Genomic DNA, 26,585 nt, shown 5'->3' on the forward strand with positions numbered 1-26,585 from the left:
ACAGGGGCGCGGCGGTTTTGGACGCCTGCACGAAGAACGGCCTGTCCGCCATCGAGGTCCCCGCTTCCTTCAGGGGGACGGTCCAGGAGGAGGCCGCGAAGGTCGACGCCACCCTGCTCGACCTCGAAAAACGGGAGGCCGTTCTGATGAGCGACCTCAAGCGGGAGGCCGAGAGGTGGATGCCCGCGGTGCAGAAGCTCTCGGACTACTGGAACAGCCTCACGCAACGGTATCAGGCCCTGGGCAGGAGCGACGAGACGGAGCGCACCATGCACACGCGCTTCTGGGTGCCTGCGAAGGACGCGGCACGGGTCCAGAAGAAGGTCGAGGCCATCAGTCCCAACGTGGCCCTGACCCTGAGCGACCCGGCGGAGGACGAGGAACCGCCGACGCTCCTGGAGAACGGCGGGCTCATCCGTCCGTTCAACATTCTGACGGAGCTCTACTCGCCCCCGAAGTACCGGGGCATCGACCCCACGCCCCTCCTGGCGCCCTTCTTCTTCATCTTCTTCGGCATGTGCCTGGGGGACGCGGGATACGCCATCGTCATGCTGGGGACCATCTGGTGGGCGTTCAAGAAGTACCGGCGCATCCCCATGGGCGTGAAGGACTTCATCACGCTCTTCGCCTTCAGCGCCGTCTCGACCTTCGCCTACGGCGTCGTCAGCGGGAGCTTCTTCGGCAACTTCATCGACTCCTTCCTCCCCTTCCTGGTCCCCCTGAAGAACGCGCTGATGCTGGTCGATCCGATGAACAACCCCATACAGGTGTTGGGCATCTCCCTCCTGCTGGGCGTCGTCCACCTGATGTTCGGCCTCCTGATCGCAGCCTACGACAACTTCCGCCAGGGACACCTCGTCGACGCCATCGGAGCGGACATCTCCTGGTTCCTCCTGATCGTGGGACTCTGCTTCTTCGGCACGGGGATGGGCGGCATCACGCCGCCGCACTTCGTCCTGCTGGGCAAGCTCATGGCGATCGCGGGGGCGGCCATCGTCTTCTGGTACGCGGGCCGCGAGAAGACGAACCTCTTTGGCAAGGTCGTCTCAGGCTTCCTGGCCCTCTACGGCTCCACGTCCTACCTTGGGGACATCCTGAGCTACAGCCGCCTTCTGGCGCTGGGCTTCGGCTCGGCGGTCATCGGCATGATCATCAACCTGCTGGGCAGCATGGCGGCGGATATCCCCTACGTCGGGTGGCTCATCGCCGTCGTCGTCATCGTCGGCGGACACATCTTCAGCATCCTCATCAACATCCTGGGGGCCTTCGTACACCCCCTGCGTCTGCAGTACGTCGAGTTCTTCGGCAAGTTCTACACGGGCGGAGGCGAGCCCTTCATCCCCCTCGTCAACACGGAGGAGTACGTGGAGATCGCCGACTGACGCGCCGGGGCGCGAGAGATTTCGCGCAGGACACGCTTTATAAAAACGACGGCAGGGCCCTGAGCGCCGTGCCGAAAATTTGAAGGGAGTGCTTGACACTATGGAATATCTTGGACTTTCTCTGGCTCTGCTTGGCGCCGCGCTGGCCGCGGCACTGTCCGGCATCGGCTCGGCCATCGGCATCGGCATCGCCGGCGAGAGCGCTGCGGGCGTCATGACGGAGGACCCCAATAAGTTCTCAAAATGCCTCATCCTTCAGGCCCTTCCCGGAACGCAGGGCATCTACGGTCTACTGATCATGTTCTTCGTCCTCATCAAACTGGGGCTCCTGGGCGACGCTGGCGCCGTGACGCTGAACTGGAACCAGGGGCTTCAGGTCTTCGCCTCCTGCATGCCCATCGCCATCGTCGGCTGGATCTCCGCCATCTATCAGGGGAAGACCTCCGCGGCCTCCATTCAGATGATCTCGAAGAAGCCTGAGGCCATGGGCAAGGCGATCATCCTCCCGGCGATGGTGGAAACCTACGCGGTTCTGGCCCTACTGACGAGCATTATGATGCTTAATTTCGGAATTAAACTTTAGGCAGGTGGCTCGCATGTCACTTGCCGATATCAAAGCGAAGATCAGCACGGAGTCGCAGGCCGAGATCCAGGCCATCGAGTCCGAGGCCGATGAGAAGGTCCGTCAGATCAATCAGGAGTTGAACGCGGAGGTCAAGAGCGTCAAGGACACCTACGCCTCCCGCTTCGCCAAAGAGGAGCCGGAGGTCCTGAGGCGCCGCGAGATCGTGGCCGGGATCGACGCCAACAAACTTGACCTGGGCGTCCGTCGCCGCCTCGTGGACGACGCCTTTGCGGCCTCCCTGCGCAAGCTCGCGGACCTCCCCGCCGACGCCTGCCTCAAGTTCGCCTCCAGGCTGCTCAAGGAGGCGGTGTCCTCCGGGCACGAGGCCGTCGTCGTGGGAAAGGACGAGAAACACCTGAACCAGGGGTGGCTCGACGGCTACAACGCCGAACACGGGACGTCCCTGACGCTGTCGCAGGAGCGCCTGCCCATATCGGGCGGCTTCGTGCTGAGGGATGAGAAGATCGACACCAACTGCTCGTGGGAGATGCTGCTCGAGGACGTTCGCCCGGAGATCGAATCCGAAGTTGTCAAGAAGCTGTTCTCCTAAGGGGAGGGGTCGGCTATGAGTTACGTGTACACCGTGGCCAGGCTCAGGGGGATGGAGACACACCTCCTTGACGCGGCCTTCTTCTCCAGGCTCATCGACAGCTCCACCCTCGAGGACGCCCTGAAGGCCCTGAGCGAGACGTCCTATGCCCAGTGGCTGACGCAGGCCGGGGGCGAGGACTTCGACAAGGCCATCGACGAGGAGCTCCTGGCGACGTGCCGGGAGCTGGGGCAGTTCGTGCCGGACGAGGGGCTTCTGACCCTGTTCCGGATGCCCTACGACTACCACAACGTGAAGGTCGCCCTCAAGAGCCTTTTCAGGGTCCGCGGAGGCGATGCCGAGGGGCGCAGGCACGACCTGCTCTCCCCCCTTGGCGCCTTTCCCTCCGAAGGGCTGGTCGAGGCCATCGAGACGGAGGAGTACGGACGTCTCCCCTACGGGCTGGGCGACGTCGTGCCCCACTGCTGGACGCTGTGGGACCAGACGAAGAACCCCCAGGCGGTGGAGCTCCTGCTGGACCACCACCTGTTCGCGGCGATGCTCCGCATCGCCGGAGGGCTTGAGATGCCGGACGTCGTTCGGTGGGTGCGACACCGAATCGACGCCGAGAACCTCAAGAGTGCCGTCCGCCTTGCCCGTATGCGCTACGACGCCGCGAAGGGGCTCCCCTTCTTCCACGAAGGGGGCTTCATCCGGGCAGCGGACGTCGCGCGCCTCCTGGGCGAGCCGCAGGAGACGTGGGGAAAGATCCTCTCCTACACGGATATCGGGGCCGTCCTGGACGCGCTTCAGGAGAGCTCCGACGTGCAGGCCGCGCTGTCGGACGTCTCGAAGGCCCTGGACGAGTACCTCATCCGCGTCCTTGAGAGGGTGCGGTACTCCACGAGCGCACCGGCCAACGTCCTCCTCTACCTCCTGACGAAGGAGGCCGAGGCCCGCAACCTGCGCATCGCGCTGGTGTGCGTGGCGGGCGGACTGAGCCGCGAGTTCTCAAGGAGGTTGCTGAGCCATGCCCGATAACCGTTCCCTGCCGATGGCAGCCATCGGCAGCTACGAGATGGTCCTGCCGTTCCAGGCCGTGGGCGTCAAGACCGTGGTGCTGGATGGGGAGAAGCGCGGCTCCTTCGAGGAGATCCTGGAGAAGCTGGCCCGCGAGAGCTACGCGGTCGTCTTCATCCAGGAGGACCTCTTCGTCGACTTCGGCGGGAAGGTCCAGGAGGTCAACGACCGCTACCCCACGAGCGTCCTGCCCATTCCCGGTCCCTCCGGGACGAGCGGGGCGGGGCTTGAATCCATCCGAAGCAGCGTCGAGAAGGCCGTCGGAATGGACATCTTTGCTGAGAGGTAGTCTCACATGAAAAAGCACAGGCGGAGGCGATAAGAGTGCCTAACGAAAATGCAGTTAAGGGAACGATAGAGCGTATCTCCGGCCCCCTGGTCGTCGCCAGGGGAATGCTGGGCGCCAGCATGTCCGACGTGGTTCACGTCGGGACGGCGGGTCTGGTCGGAGAGATCATGGACATGGACGGGGACAAGGCGTCCATCCAGGTCTACGAGGAGACGTCCGGCCTAAAGCCGGGAGAGCCCGTCGTCTGTCTTGGCGAGCCCCTGAGCGTCGAGTTGGGGCCTGGGATCATCGAGCAGTTCTACGATGGAATCCAGCGCCCGCTGGAGCTGATCGAGAAGGCGGCGAAGAGCCCCTACATCTCCCGCGGGATCAGCGTGCCCGCCATCGATCACGCGAAGAAGTGGAAGTTTGAGCCCCGCGTGAAGGTGGGCGACACGGTCGAGGCGGGCGACGTCCTCGGCGTCGTGCAGGAGACCGTCGTGGTGGAGCACCGCATCCTGGTGCCCGTGGGCATGAAGGGGACCGTAAAGAGCGTGAACGGCGGGGACCACACCGTCCTCGACGTGGTGGCCGTCCTCGATGACGACGGCGTGAAGCACGAGGTCACCATGCTCCAGCGCTGGCCCGTCCGCAAGCCTCGGCCCGTGTCGAAGCGCCTTGCCCCCAACGTCCCGATGACGACGGGGCAGCGCGTCGTGGACACGTTCTTCCCGGTGGCCCTCGGCGGGACCGCCTGCGTCCCCGGCCCCTTCGGCTCAGGGAAGACGGTGATCCAGCACCAGTTCGCCAAGTGGGCTCAGGCGCAGATCGTGGTCTACGTCGGCTGCGGCGAGCGCGGCAACGAGATGACGGACGTGCTCCTCGAGTTCCCGGAGCTGGACGACCCCCAGACGGGGCAGCCCCTGATGAAGCGCACGACGCTCATCGCCAACACCTCCAACATGCCCGTGGCCGCCCGCGAAGCCTCCGTCTACACGGCCATCACCATCGCGGAGTACTACCGCGACATGGGCTACTCCGTCGCCCTCATGGCGGACTCCACCAGCCGCTGGGCGGAGGCCCTGCGCGAGATGTCGGGGCGCCTCGAGGAGATGCCCGGCGAGGAAGGATACCCCGCCTACCTGGGCACCCGTCTCGCCTCCTTCTACGAGCGCGCGGGGCGCTGCGTCGTCCTGGGCAGGGAGGGCCGCGAGGGCTCCATCACCGTCATCGGGGCCGTCTCGCCTCCCGGCGGCGACCTCTCCGAGCCCGTCACCCAGAACACGCTGCGCGTCACGAAGGTGTTCTGGGGGCTTGACGCCAACCTGGCCTACCAGCGCCACTTTCCCGCCATCAACTGGCTGAACAGCTACTCGCTCTACACGGACCGGCTGGACGTGTACTGGAACGAGAAGTTCGACGACGAGTGGAGCGGCCTGCGGGTGGAGGCCATGAGCCTTCTGGAGAAGGAGGCCCAGTTGAACGAGATCGTGCGTCTGGTGGGTATCGACGCGCTTTCCCGCGACGAGCGCATGGTCATGGAGACGGCGAAGTCCCTTCGCGAGGACTTCCTGCACCAGAACGCCTTCCACGAGATCGACACCTACGCCTCGATGGAGAAGCAGTTCAAGATGCTGAGGATGATCGTCCGCTTCCATCACCTGGGGCTTGACGCCCTGCACAGGGGCGCGCCCATGAACGAGCTGTTCAACCTTCCGGTGCGCGAGCAGATCGCCCGTATGCGCTACCTCGAGGAGTCGCAGATCTCGCAGATCGACAAGCTGGAGGACACGATGAAACAACAGATCAACGGAATCGTCCCTGTGGGAGGTGAAGGCAATGTTGCCTAAGGAGTACAGGACCATATCCAACATCTCCGGCCCCCTGATGATGGTGGAGAGCACCCGGGACGTCCGTTACGACGAGCTGGCGGAAATCGAGCTGGCAAGCGGCGAGAGGCGGCGCGGCCGCGTCCTCGAGATCGAGTCCGACCGCGCGCTGGTGCAGGTTTTCGAGGGCACCTCCGGCATCGACACGAACGAGACGAAGGTGCGCTTCCTGGGCAAGGTGCAGACCCTGCCCGTATCCCGCGACATGTTGGGCCGCGTCTTCAACGGCCGCGGCGAGCCCATCGACGGCGGTGCTCCCCTGATCGCAGAGCAGACCCTGGACATCAACGGAATGCCCATGAACCCCTACTCCCGCGACTTCCCCTCGGAGTTCATCCAGACGGGCATCTCGACGATCGACGGGCTGAACCCCATGGTCCGCGGCCAGAAGCTGCCCATCTTCTCGGCGTCAGGCCTCCCCCACAACCGCATGGCGGCGCAGATCGCGCGCCAGGCCACCGTCATCAGCGGACACGAGGACTTCGCCGTCGTGTTCGCGGCCATGGGCATCACCTTCGAGGAAGCCTCCTTCTTCATGGAGGACTTCCGCAAGACGGGCGCGCTGGAGCGCACGGTGCTCTACATCAACCTGGCGGACGACCCCGCGATCGAGCGCATCAGCACGCCGCGCATCGCCCTGACCGCCGCGGAGTACCTGGCGTTCGAGTGCGGTATGCACGTCGTGGTCATCCTGACGGACCTCACGAACTACTGCGAGGCCCTGCGCGAGATCTCCGCGGCGCGCAAGGAGGTCCCCGGTCGCCGCGGCTACCCCGGCTACCTCTACACGGACCTCGCGACGATGTACGAGCGCGCCGGCCGTCTGAAGGGCAAGGTGGGCTCCATCACCCAGATCCCGATCCTCACCATGCCGGAGGACGACAAGACGCACCCCATCCCGGACCTTACGGGCTACATCACGGAGGGCCAGATCATCCTGAGCCGCAGCCTGCACCGCCAGGGCATCTACCCGCCGGTGGACGTCATGCCCTCCCTGTCCCGACTGAAGGACAAGGGCATCGGCAAGGACAAGACCCGCGAGGACCACGCGGACCTGATGAACCAGTTGTTCGCCGCCTACTCCCGCGGCAAGGACGCGAAGGAGCTGGCGGTCATCCTGGGCGAGGGCGCGCTCTCCGATGAGGACAAGGCCTTCGCCAAGTTCTCCGACGTCTTTGAGGACACGTACATCCGCCAGGGCGAGTACGAGAACCGAACGATCCAGGAGACCCTCGACCTGGGCTGGAACCTGCTCACCATGGTCCCGACCAAGGAGTTGAAGCGCGTCCGCGACGCCTACATCGACAAGTACTTGAAGCCTCTGCTCGAGAAAAAGGCGGCACAGGGCGCGAAGGCCTGAGGGGGCGGTGAGCGATGGCACGCATCAACGTGAACCCCAACCGCATGGAGCTCTCCAAGCTCAAGAAGCGGCTGACGACGGCCGTCAGGGGCCACAAGCTCCTGAAGGACAAACAGGACGCCCTGATCAAGGCGTTCCTGGAGAAGGCGCGCGCGGGCAAGGAGCTGCGGGAAAAGGTCGAGAAGGAGCTGGCGGAGTGCTACGGCACCTTCGTGCTCTCCCGTGCGCAGACGACCCCCGAAGTGCTGGAGCAGGCGCTCATGTTCCCCGGCGCGAGCTGTTCGCTGTCCGTGAAGTGGCGCAACGTCATGAGCGTCATGGTCCCGGAGTACGACGTCGAGCAGGAGGGCAACCCCGTGAACTACGGCTTCGTCTCCGTCCCCGTGCTGCTGGACACCGCGCTCGAGCAGTTCAGCAAACTGATCCTCCGGCTCCTGGAGATGGCGGCGGAGGAAAAGGCCATCCGCATGATGGCCGGCGAGATCGAGCGCACCCGACGCCGGGTCAACGCCCTGGAGTACGTCATGATCCCCAACTACAAGGAGACGATTCGCTACATCAGCATGAAGCTGGACGAACAGGAGCGCTCCACGCTCAGCCGCCTCATGAAGATCAAGGAGATCGTCTCGGCCTAGCGCCGACGGCCCACAAGTCAAAAAGGGTCCCCCTCGCGCGAGGGGGACCTGTTTTTACCTGTGGGGCCGAAATCGGCTATAATAAATTCAAGAGGTTGTGGCTTGCCGCGCCTCAACCCGTTATGGAGAAGGTGAATGCCATGACCTGCGGACGCGAAGGCCTGACGACCGAGTTGTCGCCGGAGGAGTTGGAGCGTTGCGTTCGTTCCGCAAACCTCCTGAACGACGTGGTCTTCAAGTACCTCTTCGCCACGAAGGGGAACGAGGAGAACCTTCTGCGCCTCCTGAACGACGTCCTGGCTCCAGGGCCGGGCATCGTCTCCCTGCAGTACCTGGATCGGGAGAACGATCCCCGTCGGGACGAGGGCCGGACCTCCTGCGTGGACGTCTTGGCCCGCGCGGAGGACGGTCGGGTGTGCCACGTGGAGGTTCAGCTGGGAAGAGAGGGCTACTTCTTCGAACGGGCTCTCTATTACGCCTCGTGCAGCTACTCGGACCAGTTGTCCGTCTCCGACAGCTACGACAAGCTGAGGCCGGTCATCTTCGTATCGATCCTGAACTTCTGCCTTTTTCCGGATCGCGCGGAGGACTGGCGATCGCTGCACCGGCTTCTGGACGTGAAGGAACAGCGGAGTTACTGCGACGGCATGGAGTTTCATTTCATCGAGATGCCGAAGCTGAAACGCCTGACGGCGGCGGGCCGCGTCGAGGATGTGGGCCTGAGCCGCGTGATGAAATACCTTGGCCGGATAGGAGGGGAAGTTGAGATGGAGCGATTGGTGAAGTGCGACCGGGGGATCGAGCGGCTTGAGGATGGGGTCCGGACGTTTTTCCGCAAACGGGGGAACCTCGCGCTCTACAGGATGCGAGAGCGCGCCGAGACGGACTACCGCAGCAACCTGAAATTCGCGGTGCAGGAGGCCATGACCGAGGGCGAGAACAGGGGCAGAGACTTGGGCAGGGTTGAAACGGCGCGGCGGATGCTGGACATGAGTTTATCTCCAAGTCAGATATCCCAGGCGACCGGCCTGTCCCTTGACGAGGTCGAAGCACTGAAGGACAACGCCGCCGGGGCCTGAGCACTTCGGGTTCAACACGCTCCCTTCCTGGAATCGCCGGCAGTCCGCCCGTCCCATCAGGGGTGATGAGAGCAAAAACTTGCGGCCGGCATCTTTGACCGCCAACAGGTCCCCCTCGCGCGAGGGGGACCTGCTTTCACATCGTGCGGGGCCATTATCGTGTCATCGCTCGAAGGACCTCCGTATCACCTGAGGCAGCGCCTTGTCCTTCAGGAGCTCCGCCTTCAGCTGTGCCGCGCGCTCCGCGTCGGCTCCCTCGCAGAGGCAGTACAGGCGACACCTCACCTGCGTGGCCCACCGCGACGAGGAATAACGCTTCAGGAACTGCTCAAGCACGCTGCGGGCCTGCTCCTCCCTCGGTTCGGCGAAACCGTCCAGGCAGAGGTCCGCAAGCGCCCAATGGGCGGCTTCCGCCTCCTCCGTGTCCGGGCAACGCTCGATGATCTGGCGCAGAAGGACCTCCCGCGCATCGGGGTCCTCGGAGGACCCCAGGCGGGACAGCTCCGCCCGAAGCTCCCTTGCCGTCTGCTCGGCGGCTGCGTCCCCCTCGGCCCCCAGGGCCGGCGTCGGCGGATTTGCCAATAAGAGTGCCCCCAGCAGAAGGGCCCCTCCCCTAGCGGACTTTCCAAAGATACGAGACATGCACACCAACACCTCCGGCGCCATTGTACCCCGACAGCCCCCCTTAGACAAACGCAGCACGTTGAAATACGCCAGGAGGCTGACGCGCTCCTCAAGACGGCCTGGCCACGCCCCAAACGCCAAAATGGCAATGGAGAGTTGCAGCTATCTAAAATTAGAGCTATACTTCTATTGTTTCATCATTTTAATTTTTAAAGGAGTGGTTAACGTGAGAAACAAATCATGGCGTTTCGGTACTCTGTTGTCCGTGCTCCTCATCGCCCTGCTGGCACTGGGCGGATGCGGCGGGGGCCCCCACAACATCCCGGGGAACACCCCGAACCCCAGTCCGAATCCTAACCCTGCTCCCAATCCTCAGCCTCAGGTCGGGGTGTTGAAGGATTGGGAGGGAGAGTGGAAGAGTTTCTACGGTTCCTTGGATGCGCCCGAGATTGACGCCGTCTGCGAGAAAGCTGCGGCGTCCTTGCCCGCTTACACCAAGAAGGGTGTGAAGAGTGCCCTTGGTCGTTCTTACCAGACCGCTTTCGACAGCATAAAGGTGGAGGGAAGCGGGATCACCTTCATGGACTCCAAGGGAGCCTCCCTGGGAACCCTGACCTACGCGTCCCGCGGGGTCGAAAAACGGAAGTTCGGGACCTTCGACATCGAGTGGCATCAGTTCGAGGCGGCAAGCGGCGCGTCGGATAAGATGAAGGGATACAAGTACCTGGTGATGCTCAAAGTGCACAGCGATACTCCGGAGGGAGTCAAGCACTGGCACATGCGCTACGGAAGCGAGAGCCTCAAGGCACTGATCGACGATGCCGCCAAGGCCATGTGGTGGCCGACGCTCTGCGCACCGGGAGATGTCGCCCGCCTCTTAAAGGATATGTCGACCCCTGAGGCCGTGAAAGAAATTGTCGATATGTTCAAGAGCGTCAACCCGCTCGACGGCTGGAAGGGCACTTGGGTGAACCCCATCAGCTTCCTGGACGACCCCCTGATGAAGCCCGTCTACGAGGCGGTGTCGAAGAAGGCCGCGGTGAAGGGGAAGACCTACACGCCGGAGGCCGTGAAGGGCTTCATGAAAGACACGATGCTGAAATCCGACTTCGCCGGCGGGGCGAAGGTGGAGGGAAACAAGTTCACCTTCATGGACGACAAGGGGGCCGTCAAGGCGACGGTGTCCTACGTCTTCGACGGCATCGAAGCCCGGAAGTTTGGAGAGTACCCCATACCGTGGGCCGTCTTCAAGGCCGAGGCCGAGGGACCCTACAAGTACCTTACCCTGCTGCCGAAGGGCAAGGACAGCGAGGACGGGTTCATCCACTTCCACATGCGCTACGGGGACAAGAGCGTGGAGGCCCTGCTGGACGATCCGAAGTTGGCCATGTGGTTCCCGACGCTCTGCGAGTCCACGACGACGGCTGCGAAGTTTGCCCACGACATGCTTGAAGAGGCGGACGAGATGGTGGAGATGCTGCCCTAACCCGGCTTATCCACGCCAAAGATCAAGGGAAGATTGAGAGGGAAGGGGCCCTGAGGGGTCCCTTCCCTCTTTCGTTTACAGCCCCCGTCGGAGGGCAGGCGTTGTCCTGCCCCGACTTTTTCTGCTATACTTTGGGCAACGAAGGACAATGTCTTACGTTATGCCCAAAGGCGTCTGCGCTCGCCGAAGGGTTTTCAGGAGTTTAGGAAGGAGAGATTTTTTCGATGGACGTGGACTTCTTCAACGCGATTCTGGACCGTCAGTCCCAGGACGCCTCCGAGGCGGAGGCCTTCTGGGACGCGAGGGCCGAGTCCTTTCTCGCCAGCAAACGCACCTACGGCGCCGACCTGACGGAGCGCGTAGTCCGTTGCCTGACCGGGGGAGGGATGCTCGGCCCGGAAACCTCCGTCCTGGACGTGGGCTGCGCCTACGGGAGCTATGCGCTCCCCTTCGCCGCCGTCGCAAAGGACGTGGTCGCCGCGGACGTTTCCTCCAGGATGCTGGAGCTCTGTGCGGAGCGGGCCAAAGCGGCCGGAGCCTCCAACCTGCGGATCCTGAAGCACGATTGGGAGCTCGATGAAATCGGTGACCTGAAGGGGTGCTTCGACCTGGTGTTCGCCTGCATGTGCAGGCCCGCGCGGACCTCATCGGGGCTGGCGAAGATGGCCGCGGCCAGCCGGGGGGTCTGCGTCGTCGCGCAGTACGTTGCCATGGAGGACTCCCTGGCGGAGTCCATGGCCGGGGAGCTGGGGCTCGACCGAGGCGACGACCCCCACAACGACCGGAGCATCGCGTGGGCGATCTTCAACCGGCTGTGGCTGGACGGCTTTCTCCCTCGCATGGACTTTGCGGAGCGGATCGAGGATCGGACGCTCACCCTGGAGGAAGCCCTTGATCGCTACGGGATGGGCCTGGGCAGGGCGGCCTCGGAGCGGGGAACGGACCTTCGGTCGCTCCTGAGCGCGCGCGAGGAGAAGGGAGGCGTCCGCACGCGGGCGCGGGCCGTCCTGGCCCTGATCTCGTGGAGGCCGTCGGAGCGCGGGCACTTCACCGCTCCGACCCAGTAAACGCCTCGGCAGGGGGGAGGACCCTGCGTTCTCCCCTCTTCGCCGCCGCTCATCGAGGCAACCCGACCGTTGCAGGCTGTCGATGCTGCAGATTTCCAAATGAACTGACAATTTTTGGAGGGATTGATCGTGTCGGTTTTTTCCAGTCGTTCCACCCGTGGTTCGCGCTCCGGAGCCCTGCGGCTCAGGAGCAAGCTGCTCCTCGGCATCCTGTCCGTCGTCCTGATCGTCTTCTGCTCCGTCATCGCCTACGTGACGGTCTCCACGTCGAACATGGCGTCCCGCGACGCCGAGGTCCTGACGTTGGCCTCCATCGGTGAGGTCGCGCTCGACATCCAGAATCAGATCAAGGGCAACATCGACATCCTCCTGACGGTCGCCGGAGCGATCCCCCGCATCGACAGCAAGGCACCCAACGCGCGGGAAACCGTGCTGGCGCTCCTTGAGTCGGGCGCCCTCCAGAGGCCGGAGATCGTCTCCATGTGGGTGGCCTTCGAGCCGGACGCCTTCGACGGGCGCGACGGCGACTTCGCGGACAGCGAGTGGTACGGCAAAAAGGGACAGTTCACGGCCAGCTTCGTCGAACGGAACGGCCAGGCCGTCCGCACCCGCGACGTGACGGCCGAGACGATCTACGCCTCCGGCAACGAGTACTACACGACCCCACTCAAGACGGGCGAGACGATCGTCGGGAACCCGGAGTTTTACACTTATCAAAACGGCGTCAAGACCCTGATCTCCTCCATCTCCGTCCCCATCAAAATCGACGGCAGGACCGCCGGAGTGGTCGGGATCGACATGGACTATGCTCTGATCCAGGAACGCATGAAGACCTTCCGGATCCTCAGCGATCGGACCGCCCTTCTCCTGATCGACGACGACGGCTTCGTCATCTACTCTACGGTCCAGTCGATGATCGGTCGACAGCTGGGGGACATCATTCAGGGCCAGAAGACGGCCCCGCAGGTCCTTCAGGCCGTCCGGGAGGGTAGGCAGTTCATGGAGTACGACTACGCCGTGGCGACGAATGACCAGTCGCTGAAGGCCTATGCGCCGGTGACCCTTGCCCCCGCGAAACAGACGCTGTGCGTCAACGCGCTGGTCCCCATGTCCGTGATGCTGGCGGAGTCGAGGGCCATGACCCGCAACACGATCCTGACCGCCATCGTTGGTCTTCTCATCCTCTTCGGGGTAGTCTACTGGCTCAGCGGGCGCATCGTCCGCCCCATCCTCGCGTTGAGCGAGATCATTCACCGCGCCTCGGAGCTCGACTTCATGTACGACCGCTCAAAGAACTGGCTGCTGGACTACAGGGACGAGATCGGTGAGATGACCCACAACTACGCCCTCCTGCAGGGCACTTTGACGCACTTTATCCGCGACCTGAACAGGGAGGCGCAGACCTTTGCCTCCGGGGCACAGAACCTCGCGGCCATCTCGGAGGAGTCCGTAGCCTCCATGGAGGAGGTCAAGGCCTCCGTAGACGAGGTCGCCCACCTTTCCGCCGAGAACGCGAAGGCTCTGGTGAGCACCAACACGGCGGTTGACGAGGTCTCGCGCGCCGCCGCCGCAACGGCGCAGTCCTCCGAGGAGGGGGCCGGGATCGCCGCCCGCACGGCGGACCTCACGCAAAGCGCCTTCGCCGAGGTGGACTCCGTCATCGCCAGGATTCGACAGGCTGAGGACCGTTCCCGCGCCGGCGGGGAGTCGATCGGGAAGGTCAACGGGTCGGTGAACGCCATCGCAGGCTTCGTCACGACGATCACGGGCATTGCGGACCAGACGAACCTTCTCGCGCTGAACGCGGCGATCGAGGCGGCGCGCGCGGGCGAGGCCGGCCGCGGGTTCGCGGTGGTGGCCGAGGAGGTGCGCAAGCTTGCCGAGGAGTCGGGCAATGCGGCGCAGGAGGTGCAAAAGCTGATCTCCAACCTGGAGGACGACTCGAACCAAGCGAGCGCGGTCATCCGGGAACTGGGCGAGCTGCTGAGCGAGACGGTCAAGAGCTCCGGCGAAGCGCAGGACAGCCTGAAGCGCGGACTTGACGAGGTGAACGCGCTGAGCGGACACATGCAGACGATCGCGGCCGCGGCGGAGGAGCAGGCGGCGTCAAGCAGCGAGATGGCGAACTCGGTGGGCCAGGTGTCGAGCGCGACGGCGGAGGTCGGCAGGACCCTGGAGGACATCAAAAAGGCGACGGGCGGGACGGCCGCGGCCAGCGAGAATGTCGCCACGGAGGCCCAGAGGATGAGCGAGGGCGTGGCCCGCCTGGAAGTCATGGTGGGGCGCTTCCGGTTCGACGAGGAGGACGAGGGGAAGGGCGGCACAGCCCTGCCCTCAGGCCGATAGACCGGGCCAGTATGGCCAGTATAGTACGGCGGTCCCGAAGGGGACCGCCGTACCGCATTCCGGAGCGCCCACGAAAGATGGGGACGGAAACAGATACGGTCATGCGCCGGATAGAGACAATATCGTGGCGGACTGTCAGAAATCAAAAACCCCGCTTTTGAGCGGGGTTTTATAGCATAACGGACGGAGCCGGATGATCTTCTGGAGGCGGCACCCAGATTCGAACTGGGGGTAAAGGATTTGCAGTCCTCTGCCTTACCACTTGGCTATGCCGCCCTTAAAATCGGCGCGTCAAAACACCTCGGACGCGCCTTTCACCTCAGTTATTCTAACGGCAAACGCACGCTTCGTCAAGCGCCAGGGCCCATCCGCCTTCAGCCCCTCATTTTTTCGTGTAGAGGAAGGGCCCGGCCATCTCAAAGCCCAGCTTGCGGTAGTCGAATATCTGCTCCGTGGACCCCACCAAGAAGTAGCCTCCGGGGGCCAGAGCGTTGAAGAACTTCTGGTAGAGGGCGGCCTTCGTCTCGTTCGTGAAGTAGATGACGACGTTGCGGCACAGGATGAGGTCGAAGCCCGTCCCGAAGGAGTCGTCGATCATGTTGAAGCGCTTGAAGGCGACGCGCCGCTTGATCTCCTGATTGACGTCGTAGGATTCGCCGCCGTCCTTCGTGGTGAAGTACTTCGCCAGGTACTCCTTTGGCGCGTTGACCAGCTGAGCCTTGACGTAGTGCCCCTTCTGGGCGATGTCCAGGGCGCCCTGGTCGATGTCCATCGCCAGGACCGGCGCGGAGGCCTCCAGCCCACAGACCGCGGAGAGAATGGCCAGGGAGTAGGGCTCCTCCCCCGTGGCGCAGCCCGCGCTCCACAGCTTCAGGCGCCGATTACCGCGCTTTTGCGTCAGCTCCGGAATGATCTTGTCCCTGAGCTTCCACCACTGGGAATCGTTCCGAAAGAACTCCGACACGTTGATCGTCAGATAGTCCAGAAACTCCCGCAGCCGCTTGGAGTCGTTCTTGATCATGTTGAAGTACTCGTCGTAGTTGCCCTTCACGCCCCACCGATCCATCTGCATGTGGATACGGCGGTGAATCTGCTCCTTGTAGGAGTTCAGGTCCAGGCCGATGATCTTCTGCATCTTCTGCTTGAACGCTGAGTATGCGGGCGAATCGTACTGCGTTGCCTCTGGCATGGTCGGTACCTCCCGAACCGGTTTGAGGGAGGGACCCACGGGTCGGCCCTCCATTCCACGATGTCCCTGATGCCCCACGATATCCACGGCCTCCGGAGGGCGCTCCGCCACCCCGGAAGCGGCTAGTCCTCCAAGACCTCTTTCTCCTTCGCCTTGTAGATTTCGTCCACCTTCTTGACGTAGGCGTCCGTCTTGTCCTGCACGCCCTTCGTCAGCGTTTTCAGGTCGTCCTCCGTGATCTCCGAGGCCTTCTCCTGCTTCTTCAGGGACTCGATGGCGTCCCGTCGGTAGTTGCGGACGACAACCCGCGCGTCCTCCGCCTTCTTCGCCAGGAGCTTCGTCAGCTCCACGCGGCGCTCGCGCGTCAGCTCCGGCAGCGTCAGGCGGATGCTGGCTCCGTCGTTCTGCGGCGTCATCCCGATGTTGGCCGCCAGGATGGCCTTCTCGATGGCCTTGAGGCTGGTCCGGTCGAAGGGGGCGATCTGGATCGTCCGGCTCTCCGGAATGGTGATGTTGGCGATCTGCTTGAGTGGGGTCGGCGTGCCATAGTAGTCCAGCTTGATGTCGCTCACCAGGCCGGGGTGGGCCCGCCCCGTGCGGATTGACAGGTACTCGTTCTGCAAAAAGTCAATGGCTTTATCCATGCTCTCCTGAAGCTCTTTGAGCTCGTCCTTCGGCATAACGTTCCCTCCTTAAAAAGTATCGTCCTGACGATCGGGGCATGAGGCAGCGCCCCTCAGGCATCCTCCACGATTGTACCAATTCGCTCGCCGTTGACAAGAGCCGAAACGAGACATCCCTTCTTTTGAACGTTCAGCACCAGGATGGGGATGCGGTTCTCGCGACAGAGGGAGAAGGCGGAGGCGTCCATCACCTCGATGTTGCGCTGCAGGGCTTCCGAGTAGGACAGGTGAGGGAAGAACCTCGCCTCCGGATGGCTCTTGGGGTCGGCCTCGTAGATGCCGTCCACCTTCGTCCCCTTCACCATGCAGTCGACGCCCATCTCCGCAGCCCGCAGCGCGGCCGTCGTGTCCGTCGAAAAGAAGGGATGCCCCGTCCCCGCGGCGAAGATCACGATGCGCCCCTTCTCCATGTGGCGCAGGGCGCGGCGGCGAATGTAGGGCTCGGCCACCTCCCGCATCTCGATGGCCGTCTGCACCCGCGTGGGCACGCCCATCTTCTCCAGCACGTCCTGCAGCGCCAGCGCGTTGATGACCGTGCCCAGCATCCCCATGTAGTCCGCCTGGGAGCGCTCGATGCCCAGCTTCTGCACGTCGCGGCCGCGCAGCATGTTGCCGCCCCCCACCACGAGAGAAAGCTGAATACCGGCGCCGTGCAGCTCCACCATCTCAGCCCCGACCCGACGCACGGCGTCGAAGTCCAGGCCGAAGCGTTCGTCCCCCGCCAGGACCTCGCCCGACAGCTTCAGAAGCACCCGATTGTACCTTGGCATATCGCACCCCACTCCTCTCTCAGGCCCCATGCAGCCAGCCCGGCGCAGGCATCCGCATGCCTCCGGCAGGGGCTCCGCCTGCGCCGCTCGCATACAAAACACTCCGGCGCGGAGGAATCCCACGCCGGAGCCTTTTCAATCCCAACAGGGCCTACTCGCCGATGGAAAAACGGGCAAAACGCTTGACGACGATGTTCTCCCCCAGCTTGGCGATCATGTCCGTGACCAGGTCCTTGATCTTCTTGTTGGAGTCGCGGATGTACTCCTGCTCCAAGAGACAGCTCGTCTCGTAGAACTTGCGAACCTTGCCCTCGAGGATCTTGTCGATGGCCTGAGCCGGCTTGCCCTCTTCGATGAGCTGCTGCCGGTAGATCTCGCGCTCCCGCTGCAGCACGTCCTCAGGCACGTCCTCCGGACGGACGTACTGCGGGTTCGCAGCGGCGATCTGCATACAGATCTCATGTCCGAGGTGGTTGAACTCGTCCGTCTTGGCCACGAAGTCCGTCTCGCTGTTCAGCTCGAGCAGGGCGCCCACCTTGAAGTTGGTGTGGATGTACTGAAAGACGCGACCGTCGCTGGCCGCGCGATCCGCCTTCTTGGCGGCCTTGGCCAGGCCCTTCTCGCGAAGGTAGTCGATGGCCTTCTCCATGTCCCCGCCCGACTCGGCCAGGGCCTTCTTGCAGTCCATCATTCCGGAGCCGGTGCGCTCCCGAAGCTCCTTGACGATCGCAGCAGTGATCTCAGCCATCGTTTATGCCTCCTCGTACTTGTTGTCGGAGTAGGTCTCGTGCAGGCGCTCGCGGGTGTCGATCGCGTCCTCCGCCTTCGCCTCAGGCGCCTCTCCGGCCTCCGCCGAGGCGTCGTCCTCGCCCTGACGCCCCTCGATGACGGCGTTGGCCATGAGCCCCGTCACCAACTTGATGGCGCGGATGGCGTCGTCGTTGCCGGGAATGGGGTAGTCGATGACCTCCGGGTCGCAGTTCGTGTCAACGATGGACACCACCGGAATGCCCAGCCTGCGGGCCTCGGCGATGGCGTTCTCCTCGCGGCGCGGGTCGATCAGGAAGATCGCGTCCGGCACGGCGTTCATCTTGGCGATCCCTCCAAGGTACTTCTCAAGCTTCGTCTGCTGCTTGCGAAGGGCCGCCACCTGCTTCTTGTTGAGCTTCTCCCACTCGTTGTCCTCGTCGTACTTCCGGAGCTCCATCATCCGCTGCACGCGGCTGCGGATCGTGGGGAAGTTCGTCAGAAGCCCGCCCAGCCAGCGCTGGTTGATGAAGTACTGACCGCAGCGCGTCGCCTCCTCGCGGATCGTCTCCTGCGCCTGGCGCTTCGTGCCGACGAACAGAACGTGCCCGCCCTCCGACACGGTGGTGCGGATAAAGTCGTAGGCCTTGTCCAGCCCCCTCACGGTCTTCTGCAGGTCGATGATGTAGACCCCGTTGCGCTCCGTGAAGATGTAGGGCTTCATCTTGGGGTTCCAGCGGCGCGTCTGGTGCCCGAAGTGGACCCCGCACTCCAGCAACTGCTTCATGCTCACAACTGCCAATTCTTATACCTCCCAAAGGTTAGGCCTCCGCCCCGCTCTGCAACTCCGGATTTCGCGATCCCAAAGGGACACCTCTGGCTCCCCGGCGCGGGTGCGTGTGTTTTTTGACACGGTGATTAGTATAACACAGAAAGGCCTCAAAGAGGCGAGAGCGTCAGTGGAGGCCGCGCTCCCCGGCCGACCGCCGGGCCGGCATGAGGAGCGTTGCCGCCCCCATTGCCACGAAGGAGAGGAGGATGCCGCACGTGGTGGCGTTGAGCCGGGCAAAGCCGACGTCCACCAGGTGGGTCGCCGTGTCCAGCACCCCGAAGCCCAGGTTCACCGTCGCTGTGCCGCTGTAGAACGTGCAGAAGAGCGTGAGGAGGACGCCCAGTACCGCGGAGAGGATGGCTCCCGTGGTCGAGGCGCGGGAGGTGAGGAGGCCGAGGACGAGGGGGGCCGCCAGGGAGACGCTCATCAGCGAGTAGAAGATCGTGAGGGCCGAGATGATGCTCTCCAGCCGCAGCGCGAGGAATACGCCCGCCACGCCTGAGGCGAGGCTGACCAGCCGCGAGCCCCAGAGCAGCCCCCGATCCGACAGGGAGGGGTGCAGGAAGCGCTTGTACAGGTCGTTTGTGATGGAACCGGCCAACATGTAGAGCACCGCGTCCGCCGTGCTGACCTCCGCGGCGAAGATGGCGGCGAGGGAGAGGGTGGCGATGGAGAAGGGCAGCATCTCCTTGATGGCCGTGGGCAGGGCCAGGTCCGCCCGGCTGAGGTCCGGGAAGCAGGCGAAGGCAGCCACGCCGATGAACACCGGGATGACGGCAAAGACCAGCTGGACGACCCCGCCCAGCGCCGTTCCCCAGCGAATGGTGCGCTCGTCGCGGGCGCCGAACACCTTGCCGATGAGCCCCGGCGAGATGAAGAAGGAGGGCACCAGCATGACGAGGTAGCCGACGATGGCCGTGGTCCCCATGCCGCCCATGGAGAAATAGGCGTCCGTCCGCTCCGCTTCCGCCAGGTTCTGTCCCACCTTCGCCGTCAGCCCCTCCCAGCCGCCCACGAAGGACCAGATGAAGGGCAGCGCCGCCGCGAACCCCGCGAGGATGACGGCCACCTCCACCAGGTTGACGACGGCTGCCGAGAACAGGCCCCCCGCCGCGAAGTAGAGCGTCGTCACCACCGCCCCCGCGACGACCCCCACCGTCGTGGGCACGCCTGCCGCGACCTGGAGGATCCAGGCGATGCCCAGTAGCTGCCCCGCGAAGAGCGCCAGGGTCCCCACCGCCATCATCGCGGAGAGCAGGCCGCGAAAGGCCTTGCCGTAGCGTAGGTCCAGCCAGTCGCTCAAGGTGTAGAGGTTGTGCCGGACCGCCAGGCGCCAGATCCGGGGGCCCACCCAGAAGGCCAGGATCATCGAGCCGATCCCTGCGCTGCCGATCCACCACCAGGCGGAGAGGCCGTGGCGCCAGGCCAGGGCCGAGACGCCCACCGTGGAGCCCGCGCCGAGGTTCGCCGCGGTCAGCGTTGTGAAGAGGAGGGCAGGCCCCAGCCTGCGCTCCGCCACGAAGAACCCCTCCGCGCTGGTAACGCGCCGCCCCACCAGCGCACCGATCAGGATCAGCAGCACCGCGTAGCCGAGGATGAACAGGACGTACCCGTTGCTCAAAAGCGACAGCGCCTCAGTCATGACCATGACCTCCGTCCTCCGCCCGACGGGGAAGCCTGAAAAAACTGCAAAAAAAGGCCTGCCGAGGCATACTGCACCCCCAAGCAGGCCACGTCTTCCATGTCAGGCGAATTGAGATAATAAAAATGGCTGGGGAACAGGGATTCGAACCCCGATTACCTGATCCAGAGTCAGGCGTGCTGCCGTTGCACCATTCCCCAACGCTCAACAGAAAGATATTTTATCAGGGGAACCCAAAAAGTCAATAGTCAAACCGCTGGTTCAACGTCTCCCCTATCAAGAGCCTAAAAGGAGGGACGGCCCGAAGGCCGCCCCTGTCGATACTCAGCGCATCGCCGTTTCAGCCCCGCCCGACGCTTCCCCTTCGCGCGGACAAGCCCAGAGCCACGGCTTCCTGCCTACTTGAAGACGACTTCCTCGTCGTCCTCGGTCGATTCCCCTTCATCCGAGGGGGCAGTGGGTTCGGGGGACGCATTGCCCTCCGACGGAGACGGGGTATTATCGTTGTCCCTCTTCCTGGGGTCCGGTGCCGGAGAAGCGTCATAGTCCGCGTCGTGCGCGTTCTTCGTGCGATCGATGAAGGCCTTGGGGGGGCGCACTTCAACGTACGTGCTGGCGTTGTTAATCATGTACCACAGGCCGTCGAACTCCTTCATCCACACGACCCTCGGGCTGTCGGCCCCGGAGTTTCGCAGGAAGACCCTAAGGTATCCCTGTTCCTGCACCTTCTTGCCCACGACGAGATTGAAGTTGTCCGGCGACATCCGGTAATCGTTCTCGGGCGAGGTTCCTTCCGCAAAGCCGCGGAAGATGTGGTGCATCTCAGGATCCCGCAGGCGCTCCGCGAACGTCGACAAGTTGTTCGACTGTTCGATCGGCCTGTCGTAGTGCAGAGCGTAGCGCACCATCTTCGAGCCCTCGGCCCGCGTTGCCTCGTTGATATAGCAGAACACAGCCTCAAAGTACAGCTTCACCGCGCCTTCCGGCGTCTTGCCCTCCTTCTGATAGCGGGCTTTGAACTCCTGATAGTCCCGCGGAAGCGCAGCCCAAGCCTCCCCTCCAACGGCAAGGAGCAGAGCCGAAAGCGCCAACACCGTGGACAGTTTTTTCCACATGACGTTTACCTCCTCAATAGCCCTACTTGGACCAGAACAAGTCATACACGACAATGGCAAGCTCGCTGGAGCTGAAGCTGCCCTCCTTCTTGGGCATGAAGACATGTCCTTGATAACCCTCCTTACAACGAGATATGGGTTTTTTTCCCTTCAAACTGAAGAGGTAATTCTGCTGCTCGTCCCACTCCTTGATGTTCAGGTCCTCCTTGTTGAGGGAGTAGAAGGGTTTTTTGCACATGAAGCATTCCCACTCCTTCAAAGTCCCGTGCACGGAGCCGCTGCCCTTCAGGACGACGAACTTGTCCAGGTTCTGGGAGATGAACTCCATCGTGGCCTCGCCCTCGCGTTTTTTATCGAGGATGTGTGACTTCATTCCCCCCTTGCAGGGGTCCAAAGGCTTTCCCCGGTCGGACAGCTTCGACATCCTGGCAAGCTGGACATCCTGCTTCATAAAAATATCATCGTCCAGCTTATCCCCTTTGAAGCCGTAAAATATCTTGTCACACACCCGACACTGGTACTCCACGATCTGCACCTTCGTCGCCGCGAGGGCCATCCCCGCGGGGAACAGCAGACAGAACAACAGGATTGCCCAAAGGAAGAACCGTACTGTCCGTCTCATCTTCAAGAACCTCCATTCCGTCTTTTAACACCAAACCGCTTTGCCCCTGCGCCCCTTCACGCGCAGTTCCTACGCCAGGACGACGGCCTCACCACCAAAGAAGGATGTCCCCCCCAAGAGAGGGGACGAGGCCCTTCCATGCGTCCTGCGTGCCCGCGCAACGAGGCAACGTCCCATACCGGCTCGCAACATCATGGCAACGCATGACAGCTCCCTCCCCAAAGGTTCCATATGACTGAAACAGATTCCCTCGTAAAGCCTGAATCGTCGCCATTCTACAAAGGGCCTTCGAGGCTGTCAAGGCTGGTGTTTCCCACCCGACCCACGGGTCGCGACGGCTTTGCCGGAGCTCGAGACTGTCATCGCACAGGTCAAGCTGGTAGCCAAGACGCTAAAGGCGATCCAGGTCCAGGAGAGCAAGAAGGCAGTTCGCGAAAAGGCCAACGTCGTGGTTGGCCCACCGAAAGAAATGAAACTTAAGACCTGCTAGAAAAAGTCAAGGGTTTAATTGAGAAATTCTGGTCGAAGGGGGTAAAAGTTTTTGAGGATTGTAAGGTTTCTGCGAAGTCATGACGGCGTGAATCACCCTCAGGAGTTTTGTGCCGACGGCGGCTAAGGCCTGTTTGGGATGTTTGCCCCTGGCAATCATCCTGTCATAGAATTCTTTGAATACAGGGTCGAAGCGTCGTGCGGCGTTAGCCGCATAGAAGCGCCGCTCGCTGGCTCGAATCTCCTGAATCTCGGAAATCAGGTGGTCGAAGTAGTCCTCATCAAAAATCTGCCCGTTGATAAGCCTGCTCTTGTCCAGCACATACCCCTGCTTTGTGAAGGTGTCCAGCACCTTGGTTGCCCACTGACGGAACTGTGTGGCTCTGCCGGAATTGATCCGATAGCCTACGGCAATGATGGCGGATAGAGAATAGAACTTATAGTGATAGGTTTTCCCGTTATCCGCAACTTGTGCAAAATTTGCACAAGTTGAATCTTCGGACAATTCACCGCTTTCGTATACATTTTTCAGGTGCTTTGTCACAACGCTCCGGTCTACATCAAAAAGCTGTGCAATGGCTTTCTGCGTCAGCCAGACATCATGATCCTGTACCCGCACCTCAATGCCATCCTCATGGGCGTCCTTTGTAAACACAAGAAAATCCACCGTGCTGTTACGGATTTTCAGTTTATCCCTTTTGATATCTGCCATGTTTTTCACCTCAATCCTCCTCGCTGGTTTTCTTCCCCCGGCTCTTATAGACATTATACTAGACCTGTCCACCAACCTTGCAAAAAGGGATCGTGAAGAGTTATTCTTTAGGACATGAATAACTTAAAAAGGCGCGAAGAATTGAAGGAAGAAGAGTATCAAGGGATATTTGGAGTAACAAAGGCTACCTTTGATAAGATGCCGTCGATTTTGGAAGAAGCCTACAAACAACGACATTCCAAGGAGGGAAATCCTCTTAAGAACTTGTCTGTTTTAGACAAGCTGATCATTACTCTGGGATACTATCGAGAGTATCGCACTATGCGACATATCGCCTTTGACTATGGAGTATCGAAAAGTATGGTCCATAAGAGCATTCATTGGGTAGAGGACGTTCTGAATTCAGAGCAAGGAGTTTTCCTTGCCCTCCAAAAGAAGTCTTTTAGAGACAAAAGACGTAAAAGCAGTGCTTGTTGATGTGACGGAGTGTGAAATCGAGCGGCCGAAAAAAAACAGAGAGAGTACTATTCAGGCAAGAAGAAGATGCATACTCTGAAAGTCCAGATCGTCGCCGATGCTTCGACTCGAGATATTCTTTGTATTTCAGTGGGCAAGGGCAAGCAACATGACTTCAAGATGCTTGAAGAGAGCAAAGTGCATTTCTCCCCGCGAATTCAAGTCATCGCGGATAAAGGTTTTCAGGGGCTCAAGAAACTTCATACGAACAGCGTGATGCCGATAAAAGCAAAGAGAGGGAAGCAGTTGTCTGCTCTTGAGAAGATTTATAATGCTGTTGTTTCAAAGTGTGGAATCTATATCGAACATATTAATCGATATATCAAGAGGGTTCGCATCTTCTCTTCCCGCTATAGGAATAGACGTAAGAAATTTGCCTTGCGCTTCTCTTTGATTTGCGGCATATATAACTTTCAACATGGTTAGTGGACAGGTCTAGTATTTAGCGGAGAAGCAAGTACTATATCAAGTACTATATGTTGTGTATTTTTAAAAAGTAAAATTCGTATGTTCAGTATGTTTGTTCAGCATGTTGACACTTGACAAATAATGTGATATAGTGTAATTAAAAATAGAATTAAGGAGGCGCTTTTCATGATTCAAATTAACCCTGGCGCATACGAGGCTCTGCTGGGCAATATCGGTAAGGACATGCTCTCTCACGCTGCCTCTTGTATTGGGCAGTGTACGGGGTGTATGTGCAATTGCCGTTGTTCCTGCTCTGGTGGATATGTTTCTGATTTTGAATGGGAGGTAATGTAAGAATGAGTGCTAATAATGCTCAATACATGCAGCTTTTCGGGATGATTTGTAACGAAGCTGTTGTTATGGCTCGTTGTGCTTGCGTAGTTTGCAATTCTTGCACCTGCGCTTGTTCCTGCCGTGCGGTTCCCAAAATGGAGGAAATCGAATGGTAAATATGTCTCGGTTTACCCATTCCTACGATTTTGGGGAAGCTGTTGCTCTTTACCATTCACTGAGAATGAAGCCGGTGTATTTATCTAAAAATGCTTTCGGGAGCTTGCAGGCGTGGCTTGCAAGCTCCTTTTGCGACAAGATAGAAAATGCACCGAAAGAAATTAAAGCAGAAATTCAAGAACTTGCTAAATATAAAATCCTTACGCAAACACCAAATGAGGATGATAGAGTTCTTAGCTTTGTTCGATCAAAGATACCCTCTCCGGCAGTCAATGTTTGCTACATGATTATGAGTGAGCAGTGTAATCTGGCATGTAAATATTGTTTTTTGGGTAACAATGACTGTGATAAGCGGAGTAATTTTTTGTTAGAAAATATGTCTGCTGAAACCGCAGACAAGGCACTTGCTTTTTTTGTTCGTCAAATCAAAGAATCCGGTTTAGACATCGAAGATAATAAGCCTGTGTTGATTTTTTACGGCGGAGAGCCATTAGTCAATTTCAAAGTGTTGGAATATACGGCGGAAAAAGTTAATGAATTGCGTGATACCGAAAAATGTATGCGTAATATTGAGATGTCTATTGTTACCAATGGATTATTGCTCGATGAGTCCCGCATAAAGAGATTACATGAACTCGGCGTGTCTATCGCAATCTCGATTGATGGATTTACAGAAGAAGCAAACAATATGCGAGTAGATATTACGGGTAAACCCGTCTTTTCTCGTATCTTGGACAAACTCAATCTATGCAAGAGTTTGGGCGTAGATATATCTCTTTCTGTAACCCTGAGCGAGGAAACCATTAAAAACACGAAGGACATTTTGGATTTAGTGGATACCTATGGGGTTAAAGCGTTCGGATTTAATATTATGATGTCGAGCGATACTTTCGTGTTACCTCAAAGCTATAATGAGGCAGCTGCTCAGTTTATTATCGATGAGTTCCTTGAATTACGAGAGCGTGGAATATACGAAGATCGTATGATGCGCAAGCTGAAATCATTTTCCAAAGCGCAAGTTTATTTCTCAGATTGTGCTGCGACTACGGGAGGACAGATTGTTATTGCTCCCAATGGACAGGTTGGTATCTGTCATGGTTGCCTTCATAACAAACAGTATTTTGTGGCACACATTGATGACGATGACTTTGTTGCCGTTAAAGACGAAAACTTTATTGAGTGGTCACAACTAACACCGTTAAATCATGAAGAATGTATGGATTGCCCTGCTCTCGGCATTTGCGGCGGTGGCTGTCCGGTTAATGCAATGTACCTTAAACCCGGCAATACAATTCACTCTATTGACGAGCGATTCTGTGTTCATTCTAAGAAAACTTTGGAGTTTTTCATAAAAGATTTATATCGCATTATTGCTCAAGGACAGGCTGATTCTATCCGGAAATATCCTTGTCGTCGAAAGCCGGTTGCGTATGCGTAGTGGCTGGCATTTGTATGTGTCAGCCACTACTTGCGTAAAACATAATAATACTATAAAATTTACTTGGATAATGTATCAAGGTCGGTTATCGAAAAGAGGTTGAGCATGGAAAAATCAATTAACATTTGGGGGATCGAAACAAATAACCTAAAAAATATCGATGCTCATATTGAGCGAAATGCGATCAACCTGATTATCGGTCCTTCCGGAAGTGGTAAATCGTCGTTGGCATACGATACTATTGCACAAATAGGTCAACATGAATTTATGTCGATGTTTGCAGATAATATTTCTGATCCGACTTACCGTATAAAAGGCTACGAAAATATGCTCGCTGCGGTTCCCATTAGGCAATCAAATTTTAATAACAATATGAGATCCACAATAGGTACTTACTTTGGAATGAACCGAAGTATTATCTTAATTTATGCCGCTATGCTGGGAATTGATGAGGAATTTTTTGTACTAAACAAGGAAGAAAACCTTTGTAGCGAGTGTCATGGATTAGGCCACATCAGAGTATTAGATCCAAATAGAATCAT

Annotated in this window: 27 protein-coding genes, 2 tRNA genes and 1 pseudogene; 18 read left to right on the forward strand and 12 right to left on the reverse strand. The window is 59.9% G+C overall.

From position 1 onward, the window contains the following. The 9 genes from SY1_RS03615 to SY1_RS03655 all read left to right on the forward strand — a co-directional run. Positions 1 to 1,382, forward strand: a 1,382-nt coding sequence (locus tag SY1_RS03615) for a V-type ATP synthase subunit I (protein WP_208872724.1), incomplete at its 5' end; no start/stop codon positions are given. Positions 1,383 to 1,482: 100 nt separating this feature from the next. Next, complete coding sequence (locus SY1_RS03620; protein ID WP_015556216.1) at positions 1,483 to 1,965, forward strand: V-type ATP synthase subunit K; 483 nt, start codon at positions 1,483 to 1,485, stop codon at positions 1,963 to 1,965. Between the two features lie 13 nt (positions 1,966 to 1,978). Then, entirely contained in the window at positions 1,979 to 2,557 is a 579-nt protein-coding gene (locus tag SY1_RS03625; protein ID WP_015556217.1) for a V-type ATP synthase subunit E, read from the forward strand. Positions 2,558 to 2,572: 15 nt separating this feature from the next. After that, the gene (locus SY1_RS03630) at positions 2,573 to 3,577 is read left to right on the forward strand and encodes a V-type ATPase subunit (RefSeq protein ID WP_015556218.1); all 1,005 of its coding nucleotides are present in this window, start codon (positions 2,573 to 2,575) and stop codon (positions 3,575 to 3,577) included. Further along, on the forward strand, positions 3,567 to 3,905 hold the full coding sequence (locus SY1_RS03635; RefSeq protein ID WP_015556219.1) for a V-type ATP synthase subunit F: 339 nt from the start codon (positions 3,567 to 3,569) through the stop codon (positions 3,903 to 3,905). Before SY1_RS03630 ends, SY1_RS03635 begins: the two co-directional genes overlap by 11 nt. Positions 3,906 to 4,009: 104 nt before the next feature. Then, complete coding sequence (locus SY1_RS03640; protein ID WP_015556220.1) at positions 4,010 to 5,734, forward strand: V-type ATP synthase subunit A; 1,725 nt, start codon at positions 4,010 to 4,012, stop codon at positions 5,732 to 5,734. Beyond that, positions 5,724 to 7,133 (forward strand): V-type ATP synthase subunit B, encoded by a 1,410-nt coding sequence (locus SY1_RS03645; RefSeq protein ID WP_015556221.1) that lies wholly within the window; start codon positions 5,724 to 5,726, stop codon positions 7,131 to 7,133. Before SY1_RS03640 ends, SY1_RS03645 begins: the two co-directional genes overlap by 11 nt. Positions 7,134 to 7,147: 14 nt before the next feature. Continuing rightward, positions 7,148 to 7,768 (forward strand): V-type ATP synthase subunit D, encoded by a 621-nt coding sequence (locus tag SY1_RS03650; protein ID WP_015556222.1) that lies wholly within the window; start codon positions 7,148 to 7,150, stop codon positions 7,766 to 7,768. 122 nt (positions 7,769 to 7,890) lie between these two features. Continuing rightward, positions 7,891 to 8,847, forward strand: a complete 957-nt coding sequence (locus tag SY1_RS03655) for an Rpn family recombination-promoting nuclease/putative transposase (RefSeq protein WP_208872729.1) — start codon at positions 7,891 to 7,893, stop codon at positions 8,845 to 8,847. A gap of 162 nt (positions 8,848 to 9,009) precedes the next feature. Here SY1_RS03655 and SY1_RS03660 read toward each other — a convergent pair whose 3' ends face one another. After that, positions 9,010 to 9,489: a hypothetical protein gene (locus tag SY1_RS03660; RefSeq protein ID WP_208872731.1), complete on the reverse strand. Its 480-nt coding sequence runs from the start codon at positions 9,487 to 9,489 to the stop codon at positions 9,010 to 9,012. A 208-nt stretch (positions 9,490 to 9,697) separates the two neighbouring features. Between SY1_RS03660 and SY1_RS03665 the strand changes: the two genes are divergently transcribed. The 3 genes from SY1_RS03665 to SY1_RS03675 all read left to right on the forward strand — a co-directional run bounded on the left by SY1_RS03665 (position 9,698) and on the right by SY1_RS03675 (position 14,370). Next, positions 9,698 to 10,957: a ZinT/AdcA family metal-binding protein gene (locus SY1_RS03665; protein ID WP_208872732.1), complete on the forward strand. Its 1,260-nt coding sequence runs from the start codon at positions 9,698 to 9,700 to the stop codon at positions 10,955 to 10,957. A 224-nt stretch (positions 10,958 to 11,181) separates the two neighbouring features. Then, entirely contained in the window at positions 11,182 to 12,024 is an 843-nt protein-coding gene (locus SY1_RS03670) for a class I SAM-dependent methyltransferase (RefSeq protein ID WP_015556224.1), read from the forward strand. A gap of 129 nt (positions 12,025 to 12,153) precedes the next feature. Next, positions 12,154 to 14,370, forward strand: coding sequence for a methyl-accepting chemotaxis protein (locus SY1_RS03675; RefSeq protein ID WP_208872734.1), 2,217 nt, complete (start codon positions 12,154 to 12,156; stop codon positions 14,368 to 14,370). A 202-nt stretch (positions 14,371 to 14,572) separates the two neighbouring features. On the opposite strand, the gene SY1_RS03680 is transcribed toward SY1_RS03675, so the two are convergent. The 11 genes from SY1_RS03680 to SY1_RS03730 all read right to left on the reverse strand — a co-directional run bounded on the left by SY1_RS03680 (position 14,573) and on the right by SY1_RS03730 (position 23,171). Further along, positions 14,573 to 14,646: transfer RNA gene (locus tag SY1_RS03680), tRNA-Cys, on the reverse strand. Between the two features lie 106 nt (positions 14,647 to 14,752). After that, positions 14,753 to 15,559: a CheR family methyltransferase gene (locus tag SY1_RS03685; RefSeq protein ID WP_015556225.1), complete on the reverse strand. Its 807-nt coding sequence runs from the start codon at positions 15,557 to 15,559 to the stop codon at positions 14,753 to 14,755. 122 nt (positions 15,560 to 15,681) lie between these two features. Beyond that, entirely contained in the window at positions 15,682 to 16,239 is a 558-nt protein-coding gene (gene frr, locus SY1_RS03690; RefSeq protein WP_015556226.1) for a ribosome recycling factor, read from the reverse strand. A 56-nt stretch (positions 16,240 to 16,295) separates the two neighbouring features. Then, positions 16,296 to 17,012: a UMP kinase gene (gene pyrH / locus SY1_RS03695; protein WP_015556227.1), complete on the reverse strand. Its 717-nt coding sequence runs from the start codon at positions 17,010 to 17,012 to the stop codon at positions 16,296 to 16,298. Between the two features lie 151 nt (positions 17,013 to 17,163). Beyond that, positions 17,164 to 17,760: a translation elongation factor Ts gene (gene tsf / locus SY1_RS03700; protein WP_015556228.1), complete on the reverse strand. Its 597-nt coding sequence runs from the start codon at positions 17,758 to 17,760 to the stop codon at positions 17,164 to 17,166. Between the two features lie 3 nt (positions 17,761 to 17,763). Next, a complete protein-coding gene (gene rpsB / locus SY1_RS03705) occupies positions 17,764 to 18,561 on the reverse strand; it encodes a 30S ribosomal protein S2 (RefSeq protein WP_208872736.1) in 798 nt (265 codons plus the stop codon). 154 nt (positions 18,562 to 18,715) lie between these two features. Further along, positions 18,716 to 20,239: a sodium:solute symporter family protein gene (locus SY1_RS03710; RefSeq protein ID WP_015556229.1), complete on the reverse strand. Its 1,524-nt coding sequence runs from the start codon at positions 20,237 to 20,239 to the stop codon at positions 18,716 to 18,718. A 120-nt stretch (positions 20,240 to 20,359) separates the two neighbouring features. Next, positions 20,360 to 20,433: transfer RNA gene (locus tag SY1_RS03715), tRNA-Gln, on the reverse strand. Positions 20,434 to 20,631: 198 nt separating this feature from the next. Further along, positions 20,632 to 21,348: a DUF6935 domain-containing protein gene (locus tag SY1_RS03720; RefSeq protein ID WP_015556230.1), complete on the reverse strand. Its 717-nt coding sequence runs from the start codon at positions 21,346 to 21,348 to the stop codon at positions 20,632 to 20,634. A 22-nt stretch (positions 21,349 to 21,370) separates the two neighbouring features. Then, a complete protein-coding gene (locus SY1_RS03725) occupies positions 21,371 to 21,970 on the reverse strand; it encodes a hypothetical protein (RefSeq protein WP_015556231.1) in 600 nt (199 codons plus the stop codon). Between the two features lie 496 nt (positions 21,971 to 22,466). Then, positions 22,467 to 23,171, reverse strand: coding sequence for a virulence RhuM family protein (locus tag SY1_RS03730; protein ID WP_015556232.1), 705 nt, complete (start codon positions 23,169 to 23,171; stop codon positions 22,467 to 22,469). Between the two features lie 114 nt (positions 23,172 to 23,285). Between SY1_RS03730 and SY1_RS03735 the strand changes: the two genes are divergently transcribed. The 6 genes and pseudogenes from SY1_RS03735 to SY1_RS03760 form a co-directional block, all read left to right on the forward strand. Then, entirely contained in the window at positions 23,286 to 23,648 is a 363-nt protein-coding gene (locus tag SY1_RS03735) for a helix-turn-helix domain-containing protein (RefSeq protein WP_208872740.1), read from the forward strand. Between the two features lie 42 nt (positions 23,649 to 23,690). Continuing rightward, positions 23,691 to 24,113, forward strand: a pseudogene (locus SY1_RS03740) (transposase family protein); the annotation flags it as partial. Between the two features lie 168 nt (positions 24,114 to 24,281). Then, entirely contained in the window at positions 24,282 to 24,449 is a 168-nt protein-coding gene (locus SY1_RS12740; protein WP_208872742.1) for a FibroRumin family radical SAM-modified Cys-rich RiPP, read from the forward strand. A gap of 41 nt (positions 24,450 to 24,490) precedes the next feature. Then, on the forward strand, positions 24,491 to 24,604 hold the full coding sequence (locus SY1_RS12745; RefSeq protein ID WP_423868984.1) for a hypothetical protein: 114 nt from the start codon (positions 24,491 to 24,493) through the stop codon (positions 24,602 to 24,604). Continuing rightward, entirely contained in the window at positions 24,598 to 26,043 is a 1,446-nt protein-coding gene (locus tag SY1_RS03755; protein WP_208872746.1) for a FibroRumin system radical SAM peptide maturase, read from the forward strand. Before SY1_RS12745 ends, SY1_RS03755 begins: the two co-directional genes overlap by 7 nt. Positions 26,044 to 26,148: 105 nt before the next feature. Next, a partial coding sequence (locus SY1_RS03760) for a P-loop NTPase family protein (RefSeq protein WP_481128937.1) occupies positions 26,149 to 26,585 on the forward strand: 437 nt, incomplete at its 3' end.

The organism is Fretibacterium fastidiosum, assembly GCF_000210715.1.
Taxonomy (GTDB): Bacteria; Synergistota; Synergistia; order Synergistales; family Aminobacteriaceae; genus Fretibacterium; species Fretibacterium fastidiosum.

Coding starts and splice junctions, on each gene's coding strand:
- SY1_RS03620 (WP_015556216.1), top strand. CDS start 1,483: ATGGAATATCTTGGACTTTCTCTGGCTCTGCTTGGCGCCGCGCTGGCC.
- SY1_RS03625 (WP_015556217.1), top strand. CDS start 1,979: ATGTCACTTGCCGATATCAAAGCGAAGATCAGCACGGAGTCGCAGGCC.
- SY1_RS03630 (WP_015556218.1), top strand. CDS start 2,573: ATGAGTTACGTGTACACCGTGGCCAGGCTCAGGGGGATGGAGACACAC.
- SY1_RS03635 (WP_015556219.1), top strand. CDS start 3,567: ATGCCCGATAACCGTTCCCTGCCGATGGCAGCCATCGGCAGCTACGAG.
- SY1_RS03640 (WP_015556220.1), top strand. CDS start 4,010: ATGCTGGGCGCCAGCATGTCCGACGTGGTTCACGTCGGGACGGCGGGT.
- SY1_RS03645 (WP_015556221.1), top strand. CDS start 5,724: ATGTTGCCTAAGGAGTACAGGACCATATCCAACATCTCCGGCCCCCTG.
- SY1_RS03650 (WP_015556222.1), top strand. CDS start 7,148: ATGGCACGCATCAACGTGAACCCCAACCGCATGGAGCTCTCCAAGCTC.
- SY1_RS03655 (WP_208872729.1), top strand. CDS start 7,891: ATGGAGAAGGTGAATGCCATGACCTGCGGACGCGAAGGCCTGACGACC.
- SY1_RS03660 (WP_208872731.1), bottom strand. CDS start 9,489: ATGTCTCGTATCTTTGGAAAGTCCGCTAGGGGAGGGGCCCTTCTGCTG.
- SY1_RS03670 (WP_015556224.1), top strand. CDS start 11,182: ATGGACGTGGACTTCTTCAACGCGATTCTGGACCGTCAGTCCCAGGAC.
- SY1_RS03685 (WP_015556225.1), bottom strand. CDS start 15,559: ATGCCAGAGGCAACGCAGTACGATTCGCCCGCATACTCAGCGTTCAAG.
- frr (WP_015556226.1), bottom strand. CDS start 16,239: ATGCCGAAGGACGAGCTCAAAGAGCTTCAGGAGAGCATGGATAAAGCC.
- pyrH (WP_015556227.1), bottom strand. CDS start 17,012: ATGCCAAGGTACAATCGGGTGCTTCTGAAGCTGTCGGGCGAGGTCCTG.
- tsf (WP_015556228.1), bottom strand. CDS start 17,760: ATGGCTGAGATCACTGCTGCGATCGTCAAGGAGCTTCGGGAGCGCACC.
- SY1_RS03710 (WP_015556229.1), bottom strand. CDS start 20,239: ATGGTCATGACTGAGGCGCTGTCGCTTTTGAGCAACGGGTACGTCCTG.
- SY1_RS03720 (WP_015556230.1), bottom strand. CDS start 21,348: ATGTGGAAAAAACTGTCCACGGTGTTGGCGCTTTCGGCTCTGCTCCTT.
- SY1_RS03725 (WP_015556231.1), bottom strand. CDS start 21,970: ATGAGACGGACAGTACGGTTCTTCCTTTGGGCAATCCTGTTGTTCTGT.
- SY1_RS03730 (WP_015556232.1), bottom strand. CDS start 23,171: ATGGCAGATATCAAAAGGGATAAACTGAAAATCCGTAACAGCACGGTG.
- SY1_RS03735 (WP_208872740.1), top strand. CDS start 23,286: ATGAATAACTTAAAAAGGCGCGAAGAATTGAAGGAAGAAGAGTATCAA.
- SY1_RS12740 (WP_208872742.1), top strand. CDS start 24,282: ATGATTCAAATTAACCCTGGCGCATACGAGGCTCTGCTGGGCAATATC.
- SY1_RS12745 (WP_423868984.1), top strand. CDS start 24,491: ATGATTTGTAACGAAGCTGTTGTTATGGCTCGTTGTGCTTGCGTAGTT.
- SY1_RS03755 (WP_208872746.1), top strand. CDS start 24,598: ATGGTAAATATGTCTCGGTTTACCCATTCCTACGATTTTGGGGAAGCT.